Source organism: Kocuria sp. CPCC 205258 (assembly GCF_040981005.1).
Taxonomy (GTDB): Bacteria; Actinomycetota; Actinomycetes; order Actinomycetales; family Micrococcaceae; genus Kocuria; species Kocuria rosea.
The window spans coordinates 275,696-291,088 of record NZ_JAVKPS010000001.1; the positions used below are offsets into that span (position 1 = coordinate 275,696).

General features: G+C 74.0%; 14 protein-coding genes. 8 read left to right on the forward strand and 6 right to left on the reverse strand.

Going from position 1 to position 15,393, the window contains the following annotated elements; translation table 11 throughout:
* Positions 1–76 precede the first annotated feature (76 nt).
* On the reverse strand, positions 77–3,583 hold the full coding sequence (locus tag RF644_RS01255; RefSeq protein WP_368795038.1) for a bifunctional proline dehydrogenase/L-glutamate gamma-semialdehyde dehydrogenase: 3,507 nt from the start codon (positions 3,581–3,583) through the stop codon (positions 77–79).
* Between the two features lie 128 nt (positions 3,584–3,711).
* Between RF644_RS01255 and RF644_RS01260 the strand changes: the two genes are divergently transcribed.
* On the forward strand, positions 3,712–4,620 hold the full coding sequence (locus RF644_RS01260; protein WP_035927786.1) for a LysR substrate-binding domain-containing protein: 909 nt from the start codon (positions 3,712–3,714) through the stop codon (positions 4,618–4,620).
* A 27-nt stretch (positions 4,621–4,647) separates the two neighbouring features.
* Here the strand turns inward: RF644_RS01260 and idi are convergent, their stop codons facing one another.
* Positions 4,648–5,199, reverse strand: coding sequence for an isopentenyl-diphosphate Delta-isomerase (idi, locus tag RF644_RS01265; RefSeq protein ID WP_368795039.1), 552 nt, complete (start codon positions 5,197–5,199; stop codon positions 4,648–4,650).
* A 122-nt stretch (positions 5,200–5,321) separates the two neighbouring features.
* On the opposite strand from idi, the gene RF644_RS01270 reads away from it, so the two are divergent.
* The 5 genes from RF644_RS01270 to tgt all read left to right on the forward strand — a co-directional run bounded on the left by RF644_RS01270 (position 5,322) and on the right by tgt (position 10,845).
* Complete coding sequence (locus RF644_RS01270; RefSeq protein WP_368795040.1) at positions 5,322–6,263, forward strand: pseudouridine synthase; 942 nt, start codon at positions 5,322–5,324, stop codon at positions 6,261–6,263.
* Entirely contained in the window at positions 6,260–7,513 is a 1,254-nt protein-coding gene (locus tag RF644_RS01275) for a DUF418 domain-containing protein (RefSeq protein ID WP_368795041.1), read from the forward strand. The genes RF644_RS01270 and RF644_RS01275 overlap by 4 nt, the downstream gene beginning before the upstream one ends.
* Before the next feature lie 42 nt (positions 7,514–7,555).
* Positions 7,556–8,869 (forward strand): glycoside hydrolase family 76 protein, encoded by a 1,314-nt coding sequence (locus RF644_RS01280; protein ID WP_368795042.1) that lies wholly within the window; start codon positions 7,556–7,558, stop codon positions 8,867–8,869.
* Positions 8,870–8,931: 62 nt separating this feature from the next.
* Positions 8,932–9,474 carry an NUDIX hydrolase family protein gene (locus RF644_RS01285; RefSeq protein WP_017833900.1) on the forward strand — a complete coding sequence of 181 codons (543 nt, stop codon included), beginning with the start codon at positions 8,932–8,934 and terminating at the stop codon, positions 9,472–9,474.
* Positions 9,475–9,540: 66 nt separating this feature from the next.
* Entirely contained in the window at positions 9,541–10,845 is a 1,305-nt protein-coding gene (gene tgt / locus RF644_RS01290; RefSeq protein WP_368795043.1) for a tRNA guanosine(34) transglycosylase Tgt, read from the forward strand.
* Here the strand turns inward: tgt and RF644_RS01295 are convergent.
* The 3 genes from RF644_RS01295 to RF644_RS01305 form a co-directional block, all read right to left on the reverse strand.
* Positions 10,827–11,294 carry a universal stress protein gene (locus RF644_RS01295; RefSeq protein ID WP_017833898.1) on the reverse strand — a complete coding sequence of 156 codons (468 nt, stop codon included), beginning with the start codon at positions 11,292–11,294 and terminating at the stop codon, positions 10,827–10,829. The genes tgt and RF644_RS01295 overlap by 19 nt on opposite strands.
* Positions 11,295–11,433: 139 nt before the next feature.
* Positions 11,434–11,925, reverse strand: a complete 492-nt coding sequence (locus RF644_RS01300) for a universal stress protein (RefSeq protein ID WP_368795044.1) — start codon at positions 11,923–11,925, stop codon at positions 11,434–11,436.
* Positions 11,926–11,992: 67 nt separating this feature from the next.
* On the reverse strand, positions 11,993–12,418 hold the full coding sequence (locus RF644_RS01305) for an Lrp/AsnC family transcriptional regulator (protein WP_035927806.1): 426 nt from the start codon (positions 12,416–12,418) through the stop codon (positions 11,993–11,995).
* A 161-nt stretch (positions 12,419–12,579) separates the two neighbouring features.
* On the opposite strand from RF644_RS01305, the gene RF644_RS01310 reads away from it, so the two are divergent.
* Together RF644_RS01310 and RF644_RS01315 are read left to right on the forward strand one after the other, a co-directional pair.
* Positions 12,580–12,771, forward strand: coding sequence for a hypothetical protein (locus RF644_RS01310; RefSeq protein ID WP_017833895.1), 192 nt, complete (start codon positions 12,580–12,582; stop codon positions 12,769–12,771).
* A gap of 212 nt (positions 12,772–12,983) precedes the next feature.
* The gene (locus RF644_RS01315; RefSeq protein WP_368795045.1) at positions 12,984–14,537 is read left to right on the forward strand and encodes an alanine/glycine:cation symporter family protein; all 1,554 of its coding nucleotides are present in this window, start codon (positions 12,984–12,986) and stop codon (positions 14,535–14,537) included.
* Between the two features lie 109 nt (positions 14,538–14,646).
* On the opposite strand, the gene RF644_RS01320 is transcribed toward RF644_RS01315, so the two are convergent.
* Positions 14,647–15,369 (reverse strand): TVP38/TMEM64 family protein, encoded by a 723-nt coding sequence (locus RF644_RS01320; RefSeq protein ID WP_368795046.1) that lies wholly within the window; start codon positions 15,367–15,369, stop codon positions 14,647–14,649.
* Positions 15,370–15,393 lie beyond the last annotated feature (24 nt).

The window sequence follows — 15,393 nt, forward strand, 5'->3', positions numbered from 1 at the left end:
GACGGAACGGCCCCGGCCGCGGACCGGGGCCACGAGGGGTCCGGTCCGCGGCCCGGGGCCGTGGTGGGGAGGGCTGCTAGACCAGCTCGTCCGTAAGGTGGTTCGGCGTGCCGAACCGGTGGGCGGTGATGCTGATCGCCTGCTCGTGCAGGAACGGCAGCAGCTCGACCCGGCCGGCCCCGGTGACGGGGTGGGCGTAGACGGCCAGGTCCGGGCGCGATCCCGTCGCGGCGATGAGGGCCGCGCGGTCCCCGCCGATGAGTCGGACGCGCCCGCCGCCGAGGGCCGGGGCGCCGGCCAGCCACGCGGCGTCGTCCTCCACCCGCACGGGCACGCCGCGGTCGGTGAGCACGGCGCGCACCGGGGCGGGCAGCTCGTGCGCCGTGGAGACGGTCAGCGCGGAGCCCGCCCGCAGCCCGGCGGCGACGACGCGCAGCAGGTCGGCGAGCGGCTCGCCCTCGGACAGGCGCACCGTGACAGGCAGGGGCAGGTAGCGGAAGACGTTGCGCTCGGCGTAGAGCCCGGTGACGTCCTCGGCCACGCCGAACTCCTCGGCCCAGGCGGCCTCGTCGCTGCGCAGCGCCTGCTCGAGGCCCTGCGCCTCGGCCGGCCCGAGGTCCGCCGTGCCCGAGTGCGCGGCCTGCAGCAGCTCGACGACGGCCGCGTCGGCCACGGGCAGCCCGTCCCCGCGCAGCGGTGCCGGTTCCCACTCGCCCAGGCCCATGAGGTAGCTGGGACCGCCGGCCTTGGTGCCGGGGCCGACGGCCGACTTCTTCCACCCGCCGAAGGGCTGGCGCTGGACGATGGCCCCGGTGATGTGGCGGTTGACGTACAGGTTGCCGGCCTGGACGTGCTCGAGCCAGTAGCCGATGTCCTCCGGGTCCAGGGAGTGCAGGCCGGCGGTGAGGCCGTACTCCACCTCGTTCTGGAGGGCCACGGCCTCCTCCAGGGTCTCGGCGGTCATCACGCCGAGCACCGGGCCGAAGTACTCCACGTGGTGGAACTCGGAGCCCCGCTGCACGCCGGTGCGCACGCCCGGGGACCACAGCCGGCCGGTCCCGTCGAGCTGCTGCGGCTCGATCAGCCAGGACTGCCCCTCCTCGAGGGTGGTCAGGGCCTGGAGCAGCTTGCCCTCGGCGGGCTCGGTGAGCGGGCCCATCTGCGCGGCAGGGTTGGTCGGGTGGTCGACGGTCAGGGAGGCCACGGCGTCCACGAGCTGGTTGCGGAAGCGACGGGACTGCGCCACGGAGCCGACCAGGATCACCAGGGAGGCCGCCGAGCACTTCTGCCCGGCGTGGCCGAACGCCGAGTAGGCGACGTCCTTGGCGGCGAGGTCGAAGTCGGCGCTGGGCGTGACGATCAGCGCGTTCTTCCCTGAGGTCTCGGCCAGCAGCGGCAGATCGGAGCGGAAGGAGCGGAACAGCTCCGCCGTCTCGTAGGCGCCGGTGAGGATCAGCCGGTCCACCGAGGGGTGGGAGATCAGCTGGCGGCCGAGGGCGCGCTCCTCGAGGTCCACGAGGGCGAGCACGTCGCGGGGGATCCCGGAGGCGTCGAGGGCCTCCCAGAGGGCCTCGGCGACCACGGCGCCGCAGCGCTTGGTCGGGCCGGCCGGCTTGAACACCACCGGGGAGCCGGCGGCGAGGGCCGCCAGCGCCGAGCCGGCCGGGATGGCCACCGGGAAGTTCCACGGCGGGGTCACCACGGTGAGCCGGGAGGGCACGAAGGACGCGCCGTCGATCTCGTCCAGCTCACGGGCGCGCTCGGCGTAGTAGTGGGCGAAGTCGATCGCCTCGCTGATCTCCGGGTCGGCCTGGTCGAGGGTCTTGCCGGCCTCGGCGGCGGCGACCTCGAGCAGCTCGGCCCGGCGGGCGGACAGGGCGTCGCCCGCGCGGTGGAGCACCTCGGCGCGCTGGGCGCCGCTCAGCGCGGCCCAGCCGCGCCCGGCCTCGAGGGCCGCCTCGATGACACGGTCGAGCTGCTCCTCCGTGCGCAGCGCCGCCGCCGTGACGGTCGCCACGCCGGCCCGGGAGCCGGGGACCCGGGCGAGGATCGCCCGCCCCCAGTCCCGGTTGGCGGCCACGGCCGGGTCGGTGTCCGGCGTGTTGGTGAACGCGTCGGCCGGGGCGGGCGGCTCGGGCAGGCTGCGGTCCTGGACCCGGTGGGGGGCCGGCACGGTGTCGTCGAGGCCGGCCAGGGAGGCGAGGAAGCGCTGCTTCTCGCGCTCGAAGAGCTCCTCGTCGGTGGAGAGCTCGAAGACCGCGGACATGAAGTTCTCGCGGGACGCGCCCTCCTCGAGCCGGCGGATCAGGTAGGCGATGGCCACGTCGAACTCGGCCGGGTGCACCACGGGGGTGTAGAGCAGCAGGGACCCGACGTCGCGCTTGACGGCCTCGGCCTGGCCGGTGGCCATGCCGAGCAGCATCTCGAAGTCCACGGCCCCGGCCACGCCGCGCTCGGTGGCCAGCAGCCAGGCGAAGGCGATGTCGAAGAGGTTGTGCCCGGCGACGCCGATGCGCACGGCGTCCGTGTGCTCGGGCTGCAGCGCGTAGTTGAGGACCCGCTTGTAGTGGGTGTCCGAGTCCTGCTTGGTGCCCCAGGTCGCCAGGGGCCAGTCGTGCAGGGACGCCTCGACCTGCTCCATCGGCAGGTTCGCGCCCTTGACCACGCGCACCTTCACGGGGGCACCGCCGGCGGCGCGGCGGGCGGCGGCCCACTCCTGCAGGCGGATCATCGCGGCCAGGGCGTCGGGCAGGTAGGTCTGCAGGACGATGCCGGCTTCCAGGTCCTTGAACCGGGGCTGGTCGAGGATCCGGGTGAAGACCTCGAGGGTCATGTCCAGGTCCTTGTACTCCTCCATGTCCAGGTTGATGAACTTGGGCGCGGCGAAGGAGGCGGCCCGCTCGTACAGCGGGGTGAGCTTCTCGACGACCTCGGTCACGGCCTCGTCGAAGGCCCAGGGCGAGTGCGGGGCGACGGTGGAGGAGACCTTGATGGAGACGTAGTCGACGTCGGGGCGGGCCAGCAGGTCGTGGGTGCCCTGCAGCCGCCGGGCGGCCTCGCGGTCCCCGAGCACGGCCTCGCCCAGGAGGTTGACGTTGAGCCGGACGTCGTCCTTGCGGATCTTCGCGATCGACCTCCCCAGCTTGGCCTCGCTGGCGTCCACGATGAGGTGCCCCACCATCTCGCGCAGCGCCTTGCGGGCCGCGGGGATGACGACCTGCGGGGCCACGGGGGCGAGGGCCCCGCCCGCGCGCACCGCGGAGCGCAGGTACCAGGGCAGGAAGCCGGGGACCTTCGGCGCCAGCCGGGCCAGGTTGCGGGCCGCCACCCGGAGGTCCTCGGGGCGGATGACGCCGTCGACGAAGCCGACCGTGAAGTCCAGGCCGGCGGGATCCTTCAGCACCCCCGCCAGCTGCTCCCCCGAGGCGTCCCGGGGGAACTGCTCCGCCTCCGTGAGCCAGCGGCGCACCGTGGCCACGGCCTGCTCGAGCAGCGACGCCGGGATGGCGGCGTGGGGAAGGGTGCGTCCCACCGCGGGGAGGCCGGGGGCCTGCGCTGCCGGGGGGACGGGGATCGTCGTCATGGGTGGTACTCCCTGGGTTGGGTCGAAAGCACTGCGGTACGTCCAGTGTGCGCCCCGGGACGATTCGGATAAAGTGAAGAATTCCACAGATAATTCGTCAGCAATACTAATCCTTGGGAGGCGGCGGAATGCTGGACGTGCGCAAGCTGCGGCTGCTGCGGGAGCTCGCCCTGCGGGGCACCCTCGCGGAGGTCGCCGCCGCCCTGAACTTCAGCCCCTCGGCCGTCTCCCAGCAGCTCTCGGCGCTGGAGAAGGAGGCGGGGGTGGCCCTGCTCTCGAAGGCCGGCCGGCGGGTCCAGCTCACGCCGCAGGCGGAGATCCTGGTGGCGCGCACCACCGAGCTGCTGGACGTCCTGGAGCGCACCGAGTCGGACCTGGCGGCGTCGCTGAGCACGGTCACCGGCACCGTGCGGGTCGCCGTGTTCCAGTCCGCGGCCCTGGCCCTGCTGCCGGAGGTGCTGGGCGCCATGCGCCGCGAGCACCCGGACGTGCGGGTCGAGATGGTGCAGGCCGAGCCGGAGCGGGCCCTCTACGAGACCTGGGCCCGGGAGTTCGACGTGGTCGTGGCGGAGCAGTACCCGAGCCACGCCGCCGCCCACCACCCGGACCTGGACCGGCGGCGGCTGATCACGGACGCCATCCGCCTGGCCGTCCCCCCGGGCCCCGAGCACGCCTCCGTCGCCTCTCTGCGGGACGCCCGCGAGCTCCCGTGGGTCATGGAACCGCGGGGAGCCGCCTCGCGGCACTGGGGCGAGCAGCTGTGCCGGCGGGCGGGCTTCGAGCCGGACGTCCGGTTCTCGACGGCGGACCTGCAGGCGCAGACCCGGCTCGTGGAGTCCGGCAACGCCGTGGCGCTCATGCCGGACCTCATGTGGGCGGGCGGGGACTCGCCCTGCCGGCTGGTCGACCTGCCGACCGGGCCCCGGCGGACGGTGTTCACCTCGATCCGCGGGGCGAGCGCCCACCGCCCGGCGATCCTCGCGCTGCGCGCCGCCCTCGAGACGGTGGCCGCCGGCCTGGCCGGACGGATGGAGTGAGCCGGAGGGAGCCGGCCGGGCGGAGCGCTACGGGCGGAGCGCGGCCCGGCCCGTGAGCGCCCCGCGCAGCCGGTCGTCCGCGATCTGCTCCAGCAGCCACGGGCTGAGCAGGAACGGCGCGGCCTCCGCCGCGGCGAACAGCTCCTCCGGGGCGATCCAGGCGACCTCCGCGACCTCGGCGGGCAGCGGCCGGGGCTGCCCGGTGGCCCGCGCCACGTAGACGGGGCAGAACTCGTTCTCCACGATCCCGGAGGCGTCCACCGCCCGGTAGCGGAAGTCGGGCAGCACCTCCGTCATCCCCGTCACCTCGAAGCCCAGCTCCTGGCCGGCGCGGCGCGCGATGGCCTCGACGAACCCCTCGCCGGGGCCCGGGTGACCGCAGAAGCTGTTGGTCCACACCCCGGGCCAGGTCTTCTTCGCGAGCGCCCGGCGGGTCAGCAGCAGCCGCCCGTCGTCGTCGAGGACGTAGCACGAGACCGCCAGGTGCAGGGGGGTGTCCGTGGTGTGCACCCCGGCCTTGGGCGCGGTTCCGATGGGACGGTGCGCCTCGTCGAGGAGGACGACTTCTTCGGCTGACATGGGCCTCGTTCCGGTCGGCGGGCGGGTGCGGGTGCTCCCCCATTCTCGCAGGATCCGCGGGGCGGCGGTACGCGGGCCCGCCGAGTGGACAACGGGGCGCGGGCGGAGCACGATCGGGAACCATGCGACGACGTCGGCCCGCCACCGCCCCCCTGCCGCTGCGGGACGGGGTGGACCCGGTCCGGGTGCGGCTGCCGGCCGCGGAGGCCGACGCCCCCGGGACCGTCCGCGGCCATCTGCTGAGCAGGTTCCCCGCGTCCGCGGCCGAGCTCGAGGAGCTCTTCACGGCCGGCGGGATCGTCGACGACGCCGGGCGGCCGCTTCCCCACGACGCCCCCCTCCGCCCCGGCGGCTCGGTCTGGTACCACCGCGCCCTGCCCGAGGAGCCGGAGCTGCCCGGGGACCTGCCGGTCCTGTTCGAGGACGAGTGGCTGCTGGCGGTCGACAAGCCGCACGGGCTGCCCACCACGCCGCGCGGCGGCTTCGTGGCGCAGAGCGCGCTCGTGAAGCTGCGGCGCGCCCGCCGCGAGGACCGGCTCTCCCCGCTGCACCGGCTCGACCGCGGCACCGCGGGGGTGCTGCTGCTCTCGCGGGACCCCGGCACCCGGGGCCGGTTCCAGACCCTCTTCCAGGAGCGTGCGGTGGCGAAGGAGTACGAGGCCGTGGCCGCGCACCGGCCCGGACTGCGCCTCCCGCGGCTCGTCGAGTCCCGCATCGTCAAGGACCGCACGTCCCTGCAGGCGCGGGAGGTGCCTGGACCCGTCAACGCCCGCACCGAGGTGGAGAGCGCCGGGCCGCCGTTCGCGGACGAGGAGGGGACGTGGGCCCGCTACGTCCTCCGGCCCGAGACCGGGCGCACCCACCAGATCCGGGTGCACCTGGCCGGCCTCGGCATCCCGGTGCGCCACGACCCCCTGTACCCGCGGGTGCGGCCGGCCGGCGCCGAGGACCCCGACCGGCCGCTGCAGCTGCTGGCCCGCCGCATCGCCCTCGTCCACCCCGTGACCGGCGAGCCGCTCGTGCTCGAGAGCCGCCGCGCCCTGCCGTCCGGTGACGCCGCGTGAGGGCTCCGCACGCCCCCCGGGCGACGGGCCGCGTCCCGGCGCCGGACGTGGCCCGGGGGCTCATGCTCTGGGTCATCGCGGTCGCCAACGTCACCGTCTGGATCTGGGCGGCCGGGCCCACGGACGGCCCCCGGGACCGGACGCTGGGCACCGGTGCGGGCACCGCGGCGTGGACGGCGGACGACGTCGTCAACATGGCCATGTCGATGCTCGTGGACGGCCGCGGCTTCCCCCTGTTCTCGTTCCTGGTCGGCTACGGCGTGGGCCAGATCGCCGCGCGGGAGGCCGCCCGCGGCACGCCGCCGCTTCTGGCGCGCCGGCTGCTGCTGCGCCGCTACGGGTGGCTGCTCCTCATCGGAGCCCTGCACGCGTGCCTGCTCTTCCCCGGGGACATCATCACCGCCTACGCGTTCGGCGGGCTCTTCCTCGCCGTGCTGATCGCCGAGAGCACGCGCACCCTCGTGATCCTCTCCGCCCTCGGCTCGGTGCTCATGGTGCTCTACGGCGCGGCGAGCTGGTCCGTGCGGACACCCGGCACGCCGCCCTTCCCCAGCCTGGTGGCGGACTCGGTCCCGGAGCGGCTGGTCCTCGGGCTCGTGGAGGGGCTCGGAGTGGTGTCCTTCGCCCCGCTCCAGCTGCTCGGCCTGCTGCCCATGCTGCTGCTCGGGCTGGCCCTGAGCCGGTACCGGGTGCTCGAGGACCCCGGGCCCCGCCGCGGCCGGCTGCTGGTCACGGCCCTGGTCTGCATCGGGCTCGGGCTGCTCACGGGCGTGGGCACCGGGCTGCTGACCACGGACCGGCTCGAGCCCTCGCCGACCGCCGGTTCCGTGCTCACCGGCCTGGACGCGGTGACCGGCGCCGCGCAGGGCATCGGCTACGCGCTGCTCGTGGCGCTGGTCTGCGACCGCGTGCTGCGCCCCGGGGCCACGGCCCTCCGGGCGCGCGAGCATCCTGCGCTGTGGTCGCTGCAGGCCCTCGGCCGCCGGTCGATGAGCGGCTATCTGGCCCAGTCTGTGCTGTCCACCGTGCTGCTGCCCCCGTTCGCGCTGGGGCTCGGCCGCTCCCTGACGCCCACCGCCGCGCTGCTGCTCGGCTCCGCCGTGTGGCTGGTCTCGCTGCTCGGCGCGGCCCTGCTGGAGCGGCGCGGCCTGCCCGGACCGGCCGAGACCCTGCACCGGCGGCTCTTCCTCGGCCCCGGCGGGAACCGGGCCGAGGACCGCGGCGGGCCGCCGGCCCCGGCGAGCGCCTAGGCTCGGCACCAGCACCCCTCCCCCGCCAGCACAGGAGTTCCCATGCCCTCGACGACCGGAGCGGGCGCCGCGCCCGCCGCGGCGACCCCCGAGCCCACCGCACACCCCGCGCCCGCCGAGCACCACGGTGCCGCCGCACCGGGCGCCGCGGCCGCGCTGCGCGCCGACAAGGCCGCCCACTCGGTCCGGGAGCTGTTCGCCGGACGGGCGCTGGGGGTGCCCGGCACGCTGCTCGGCGCCCCGGCGCACCCGCGCCCCACGTCCCCGAAGGCCCCGTGGCACTACTGGTGGCAGGCGCACCTGCTCGACGCGCTCGTGGACGCCGGGCTGCGGCACCTGGACGACCCGGCGCGGGCCCGGCGGTTCCGCCGGGAGGGGCACCGCCTGCTGCGGGGCATCACCCTGCGCAGCGGCGGCCGGGTGACCCACAACTCCTACTACGACGACATGGCGTGGCTGCTGCTGGCCGTGGGCCGTCTCGCCGAGCTGGACCGCGCCCTGACGGGCCGGCCGGACGTCGCGTGCCTGGACGCGGGCAGCGCCCTGCTCGCCCGGCTCGAGCGGGGCCACACCGGGGACCTCGGCGGCGGGGTCTTCTGGAACACCCGCCACGACGTCAAGAACACGGCGTCCTCCGCGCCCACGGCCCTCGGCTTCCTGCGCACGCAGCGCCGGGAGGAGGCCGGCGCGGTGCTCGACTGGCTGCGGGCCACCCTCTGGGACCCGGAGCGGAAGGTCTTCCACGACGGCCTGCACCTGGTCGCCGCCGGGTCCGGCACCGAGGTGACGCGCCGGGACGAGCGGCTGTTCAGCTACAACTCCGGGCCGGTGCTCGGTCTGCTCCTCGAGCTCGCGGACGCCCCGGGCACGGGCGAGCAGGACCGCGCGGACCTGCTGCGCACGGCCGCCGACGTGGTGGCGGGCGCCGCGCAGGAGTACGTCCGCGACCTGGACGGACGCCCGGTCCTGCGCACCCACGGCGGCGGGGACGGCGGCCTGTTCAGCGGGATTCTGGCCCGCTACCTCGCCGACGCCGCCCTGCACCCGGGACTGCCCGCCGCGGCGCGCCGCACCGCGGCCGCGCTCGTGACCGGCACCGCCGACGCCCTGTGGGCGGGCCGGCGGGAGTTCGATCCCGCGGTGGACTTCAACGCGCCCGCCACCGCGCCGGCGGCCCCCGGCGAGACGGTGGCGATCTTCTCCCCGGACCCGGCGCGGCACGCCGACGAGTCGCAGCGCCCCGGCGTGCCGGTCGAGCTGTCCACGCAGGTGCAGGCGTGGACGGTCCTGGAGGCCGCCGCCCGGCTGGCCCGCCCGGGAGCGGGCCCCGGGGACACCGGCTCCGCTGAGCGCTGAACCGGCCGCCCCGGGCGGTGCGGGCCGTGGCCCCGCCCGGGGTCTTGGGATAGAACAGCAGTATGAACTTCCTCCGCACCCCCGATCCGAACCCCGGTTGGCTCAACGAGGACGACCTGCAGGAGGCCCGGCGCCGCCTGCCGATGGTCTACGTGCAGGCCCTGCCGGTCCGGCTCGATCCGCTGGGCTACCTCTCCGAGATCGGGCTGCTGCTGCAGGCGACCCCCGAGGGGAAGATGATGTACACCTTCGTCTCCGGCCGGGTGCTGTACCGGGAGACCATCCGGGCCGCGCTGCTGCGCCACCTGGAGAAGGACCTGGGGGCCATGGCGTTCCCGCAGCTGCCGGTCTCCACCACGCCCTTCGCCGTGGCTGAGTTCTTCCCCTCGCCGTCCGAGACGGGGCTGACCGACGACCGGCAGCACGCGGTGGCGCTGAGCTACATCGTGCCGGTGCGCGGGGAGTGCAGCCCCCGCCAGGACGCCCTGCAGCTGTCCTGGATGAGCCCCGAGGAGGCGCTCAGCCCCGAGGTGCAGGCGGAGTTCGCGGGCGGTCGCGGAGACCTGGTGCGCCAGGCCGTGGCCCACGCCGGCTGGGGCCGCTGAGCGGCGTCACCGGCGCACGGGCGCCCCCCGTCACCTGCCCCCGGGGCGGTGACGCACAATGGACGGGTGCCCGCTCCAGAAGAGACCCTGCTCCCCGCCGCCGCCGCCCGCTCCGACTTCGGCTTCGCGGTGGAGCACCGGCTCGCCGAGACCGCCACGATCGCCGGCGGGCGCCTCGAGGCCAACGGCGGCCCGTTCCTGGGCCGCACCGGGACCATCACCACCCCGCACGGGACGATCCGCACCCCCGCGTTCGTCCCCGTCGGCACCGCCGCCACCGTCAAGGCGGTGCTGCCCGAGTCCATGGCGGAGCTCGGCGCGCAGGCCCTGCTCGCCAACGCCTACCACCTCTACCTCCAGCCCGGCGCGGACGTCCTGGACGCCGCGGGCGGGCTCGGGGCGTTCATGAACTGGTCCGGCCCCACCTTCACGGACTCCGGGGGCTTCCAGGTCATGTCCCTGGGCTCGGGGTTCCGGAAGGTCATCGACATGTCCACGGTCGCGGCCTCGGCGGCGGGGGACGACGACGTCGCGACCGGCAAGGAGCGCATGGCGCGGGTCGACGACGACGGGGTCACGTTCACGTCCCACATCAACGGGGACGTCCACCGCTTCACCCCGGAGATCTCCATGCAGGTGCAGCACCGGCTGGGCGCGGACATCATGTTCGCGTTCGACGAGCTGACCACGTTGCACAACTCCCGCGGCTACCAGGAGACGTCCCTCGAGCGGACCCGCCGGTGGGCGCTGCGGTGCGTCGCCGAGCACGCCCGGCTCACCGAGGAGCGCGCCGACCGGCCCTACCAGGCCCTGTTCGGCGTGATCCAGGGCGCCCAGTACGAGGACCTGCGCCGGAAGGCGTGCCGGGACCTGGGCGCGATGGACTTCGACGGGTTCGGCATCGGCGGGGCCCTCGAGAAGGAGAACCTCGGCACGATCGTGCGCTGGTGCAACGAGGAGCTGCCCGAGGACCGGCCACGGCACCTGCTGGGGATCTCGGAGCCGGACGACATCTTCACGGCTCTCGAGAACGGCGCGGACACCTTCGACTGCGTCTCCCCCACCCGGGTGGCCCGCACCGGGACCGTGTACGCCCCGGACGGACGCTTCACCGTCAGCAACGCCCGCTTCCGCACGGACCTCTCCCCGATCGACAGCGGCTGCGACTGCTACACGTGCGCCCACTACACCCGGGCGTACCTGCACCACCTGTTCAAAGCCAAGGAGCGCCTGTCCGCGACGCTCACGTCGATCCACAACGAGCGGTTCGTCGTGCGCATGGTGGACGGCGCCCGCGAGGCCATGGCCGACGGGACGTACTTCGAGTACCGGGACGAGGTCCTGGGCCGCTACTACGCGGGACGTTCCTGAGCCGGCCCCTCCGCCTCGGAGTGCTCGTGGATCACGAGCACCGGGCACTTCGCGTGGGCGACGCACGCGGCGCTGACGGAGCCCAGCAGCAGCCCGCGGAACCCGCCGTGGCCCCGGCGCCCGACGACGAGCATCGTGGCGTCCTCGCTCTCGTGCACCAGGACCTTCGACGGGTGGCCGAACACCACGGAGGTGGTGAGCCCGGCCGGCACGTCGTCGCCGAAGGCCTCCCGCACCGCCTTGTCCACCTGCTTCTGGGTGACCTCGTCGAAGTTGTCGCTGCCCAGCGGAACGTACCCGGCGTACTCGGGCGGGTAGTCCCACGCCCCGACCGCCCTGATGCCCGCGCCGAGGGACGGCGCGATCCGCGCCGCCCAGCGCAGCGCCTCGACGGACTGCTGGGAGCCGTCGACCCCGACGACGATCGCTGCTGCGGTTCCGTTGCTCATGCCGAATCCTTTGCTCACGTGATCACGCTGACGTGATCAGTATCACAGAGCGGGCGGCGCCGCGCGCACCGTCGCGGGAGCATGTTGTGGGGACACGGCGGACGAGTCCCTCCGGCCCCGGGCGGGACGGGCGGCGCCCTCAGCCGGCGGGCCCGACCCCCTGCGCCTGCCCGGAGTCCTCCGCCCGCCCGGCATCGACCGTCTCGTCGGGGAGGACGAGCACCGGGCACGGGGCGTGGGCGACGCACGCGGAGCTCGTCGACCCCATCAGCAGCCCTTTGAAGCCGCCGTGGCCCCGGCGTCCCACGACCAGCAGCTCGGCCCCCTCGCAGTGGCGCATCAGCACCTTGGACGGGTGCCCGAACTCCACCACGGTGCTGAGCCCGGCCGGCACGTCCGCCCCGAACGCCTCCTCGACGGCCCGCTCCACCCGCTCCCGGGCGAGCTCGTCGAACCGGTCGCCCTTGAAGTGGACGAAGCCGACGTACTCGGGCGGGTTCTCCCACGCCCCCACCACCTTGACGGTCGCCCCGTACGCGGGCGCGAGACGCGCGCCCCAGCGCAGCGCCTCCACGGACTGGGGGGATCCGTCGACCCCGACGACGACGACTGCTTCCGCTGCGTTCTCCATGACCGGTCCTCCGATGCGGTGACGAGGGTGCTGTGCGGCCAGTATTCCAGAGCCCGGCGGGCCGCGCTCAGAGGTGCGAGAGGATGACCGAGCTCCTCGTGTGGTTGATGCCCTTCCACTCCCTGATCCGGACCATGACGTCCTCCAGGTGGGTGGTGTTCTCGGCCCGGATGAGGAAGATGCCGTCCGCCTCGCCGGTCACCGTGTAGGCCGCGGTCACCTCGGCGATCTCGGCGGCCATGGTGCGCATCATCGACGGCGAGAGCCCGCCGTCGCAGTGCAGCTCCACGAACGCCTGGATGTTCCACCCCATGACCGACGGGTCGAGCTCCGCCGTGAAGCGCTTGATGGCCCCGGTCTGCTGCAGGACGTCGACCCGCCGCTTCACCGCGGGGGCCGACAGACCCACCTTCTGGCCGATGGCCGCGTAGCTCTCCCGGCTGTCCTGGACCAAGGACGCAACGATCTGCTGGTCAATCTCGTCAAGACGCAACGATTCACCTCTCTGGTGAGGGTTCTCACATTGATTGATTCACTATCGGCTCGTTAGACTTCAGATGTCAACCGAGGCGTCGCTGCTCGCCGGACCACCTGGCCGCACGCCCTCGGACCCCAGGACCTCCTCGCACCACCCACAGAAAGTTGCCTGCTGCCATGGCTCTCCTCCTCGTCTTCGGCCTCCCCGCCCTCCTCTTCACCGCCATCGGCCGGGCTGCGGCACCGTCCCGCGCCACCTCGGTGGGCGGCGCCCTCCGCAGCGCCGGCAGCGACCTGGCCCGCGGCCTGCGCGTGTGCGCCATGACCGCCCCCCAGTTCCTGGCCGGCGGGACCCGCGCCGGTCGCTGACCCTGCGCCGGCGGCGTCAACGGTGACGCCGCCCCGGCACCGCCTGCGGCCCGGCCACCGCGCGACGAGACGTCCTCGCGCGGAGGCCGGGCCGCTGCGTGTTAATTCTTTGTTGCCACGGCAAGATGGCTCTTTCGGCGACAAGCGTGTCTGTTGCCAACGGGCTGTCCACAGGGTGTAGTGGTGAGATGCAGATCACGCAGGCGTTACCCATGACTACCGTCACCGACGACGTCGGGTGGCTCGCAGCGATCGACAACGCCATCAACACCGCGTTCGCTCCGATCACCGAGGTCTTCTCGACCATCGTCTTCTACCCCATCACCATCGCGGGGGTGAGCTTCCCGTTCGTCGTGGCCTGGCTCATCGCGGCCGGCGTGATCTTCACGATCTACTTCGGGTTCATCCAGTTCCGCGGTCTGAAGGTCGCCGCCGACGTGGTGCGGGGCAAGTTCTCGACCAAGGACGACCCCGGCGAGGTGCCGCACTTCCAGGCCCTGACCTCCGCCCTGTCGGGGACCGTGGGACTGGGCAACATCGCCGGCGTCGGCGCGGCCATGGCCCTCGGCGGCCCCGGCGCGACGTTCTGGATGATCTGCGCCGGCCTGCTCGGCATGGCGACCAAGTTCGCCGAGTGCACCCTGGGCGTGAAGTACCGCGAGGTCCACGAGGACGGCACGGTCAGCGGCGGGCCCTTCCGCTACCTGCCCATCGCCTTCAGCAAGTTCGGCCGCATCCCCGCCAAGATCCTCACCGGCGTCTTCGCCGTGGCGATCCTGTTCTTCGGCGCGGCCGGCGGCAACATGTTCCAGGCCAACCAGACCTTCGCCCAGGTGCAGAACGTCACCGGCGGCGCCGACGGCTTCCTCGGCAGCGCCGGGGCGGCCCTGATCTTCGGCATCGTCCTCGCCCTGTTCGTGGGCCTGGTCATCATCGGCGGCATCAAGTCGATCGGCGCCACCACCAGCCGGCTCGTGCCGGCCATGGGCGCCGTCTACGTCACCGCCTGCCTGATCGTCATCCTCGCCAACCTCGACCACGTGCCGGGCGCGATCGCCGCGATCATCGACGGCGCGTTCTCCCCCGAGGGCATGGCCGGCGGCGTCCTGGGCGTCATGATCGTGGGCTTCCAGCGTGCCGCGTTCTCCAACGAGGCCGGTCTCGGCTCCGCCGCGATCGCCCACTCCGCCGTCAAGACCCGCCGCCCCGTGAGCGAGGGCTTCGTGGCCCTGTTCGAGCCGCTCGTCGACACCGTGCTGATCTGCACCATGACGGCCCTGGCCATCATCATCGCCGGCGCGCCGAGCCTGCAGGCCGGCATCGACCAGGTGCAGGCCGGCGGGGGCGCCCCCGACGGCGTCATCCTCACCTCGGACGCCTTCGCGACGGTCATCCCCTGGTTCCCGATCGTGCTGGCCGTCGCGGTGGTCCTGTTCGCCTTCTCCACCCTGATCACCTGGTTCTACTACGGGCTCAAGGCGTGGGAGTACCTGTTCGGGCGCAGCCGGCTCAGCGACAACATCTTCCGCGGCATCTACCTGTTCTTCACGATCGCGGGCTGCGTCCTGACCTTCAGCGAGGTCATCAGCTTCGCGGACGCGGCGCTGTTCGTCTGCGGGTTCGTGAACCTGCTGGGCGTCTACCTGCTGCTGCCCGTCATCAAGCGGGACATGAAGGAGTACCTCGCCGACCGCAAGAGCGGCAAGCTCCACCTCCTCGGCAACGAGCCGACCGACGGGTCCACCGCGGTCCGGCCCCAGGTCTAGGCCCGGGGACCGCACGGCCGCACCGGCCGGTCACCCCGAACGGCGTCCGCCCGGTCCTCGCCCCGAGGACCGGGCGTCGCCGTGCCGTGGACCCGCGGCGCGGCCGAGCCTAGTCGGCGCTCCCCACGCCGTCGGCCTCGGGGGCGCGCTCGGACTCACCGCGGGAGCGCCGCCAGGCGAGCACGCCCACGACCACCACGACCGCCCAGGAGGCGGCGACCGCCGCGAGGGCCGGCCACGACGGCCGGGACGTGAAGGCTCCCACGGCGGCGAAGCTCACCTGGCCCGGCATCCCGCCGAGCAGGGTGGCGCCGAGGTAGTCGCGCTGCGGGATGCGCACGAGGCCCGCACCGTAGCTGAGGGTCCAGTTGGGCAGGACGGGCCGGAGCACGAGCACCGTGAGGAAGCCCTTGCCGACGAGCTTGCGCTCCACCAGCTCGACCCGGTTGCCCGCGAGCCGGTACAGGGCGTCGCGGCCGAGGAACCGCGCGAGCCAGTACCCCAGCCAGGCTCCCGCCGTGGTGGCCAGGACGCCGACCACGCTGCCCTGGGCCATGCCGAAGAGGAATCCCCCGGACACGGCCATGATCGTCACCGGGACCGGCGTGGCCGCCACGAGGACGAAGACCGCGGCGAAGGCGACGGGCCCCCACGCGCCGAAGCCCTCGACGAAGACCCGGACCTGCTCCACGGTGGGCAGCTCGTGGCCGATGAGGTACCAGACCGCCACGGCCAGCAGCAGCAGGAGCGCACCGCCCTTGAGCGCGGTGACCCAGGCCGGCCGCGTGCCGGGCTCGCGGGGCCCCGGCTCCGGCGCGGGTTCGGTGCTCACGTGCGCCACTGTACCGACCGCCGC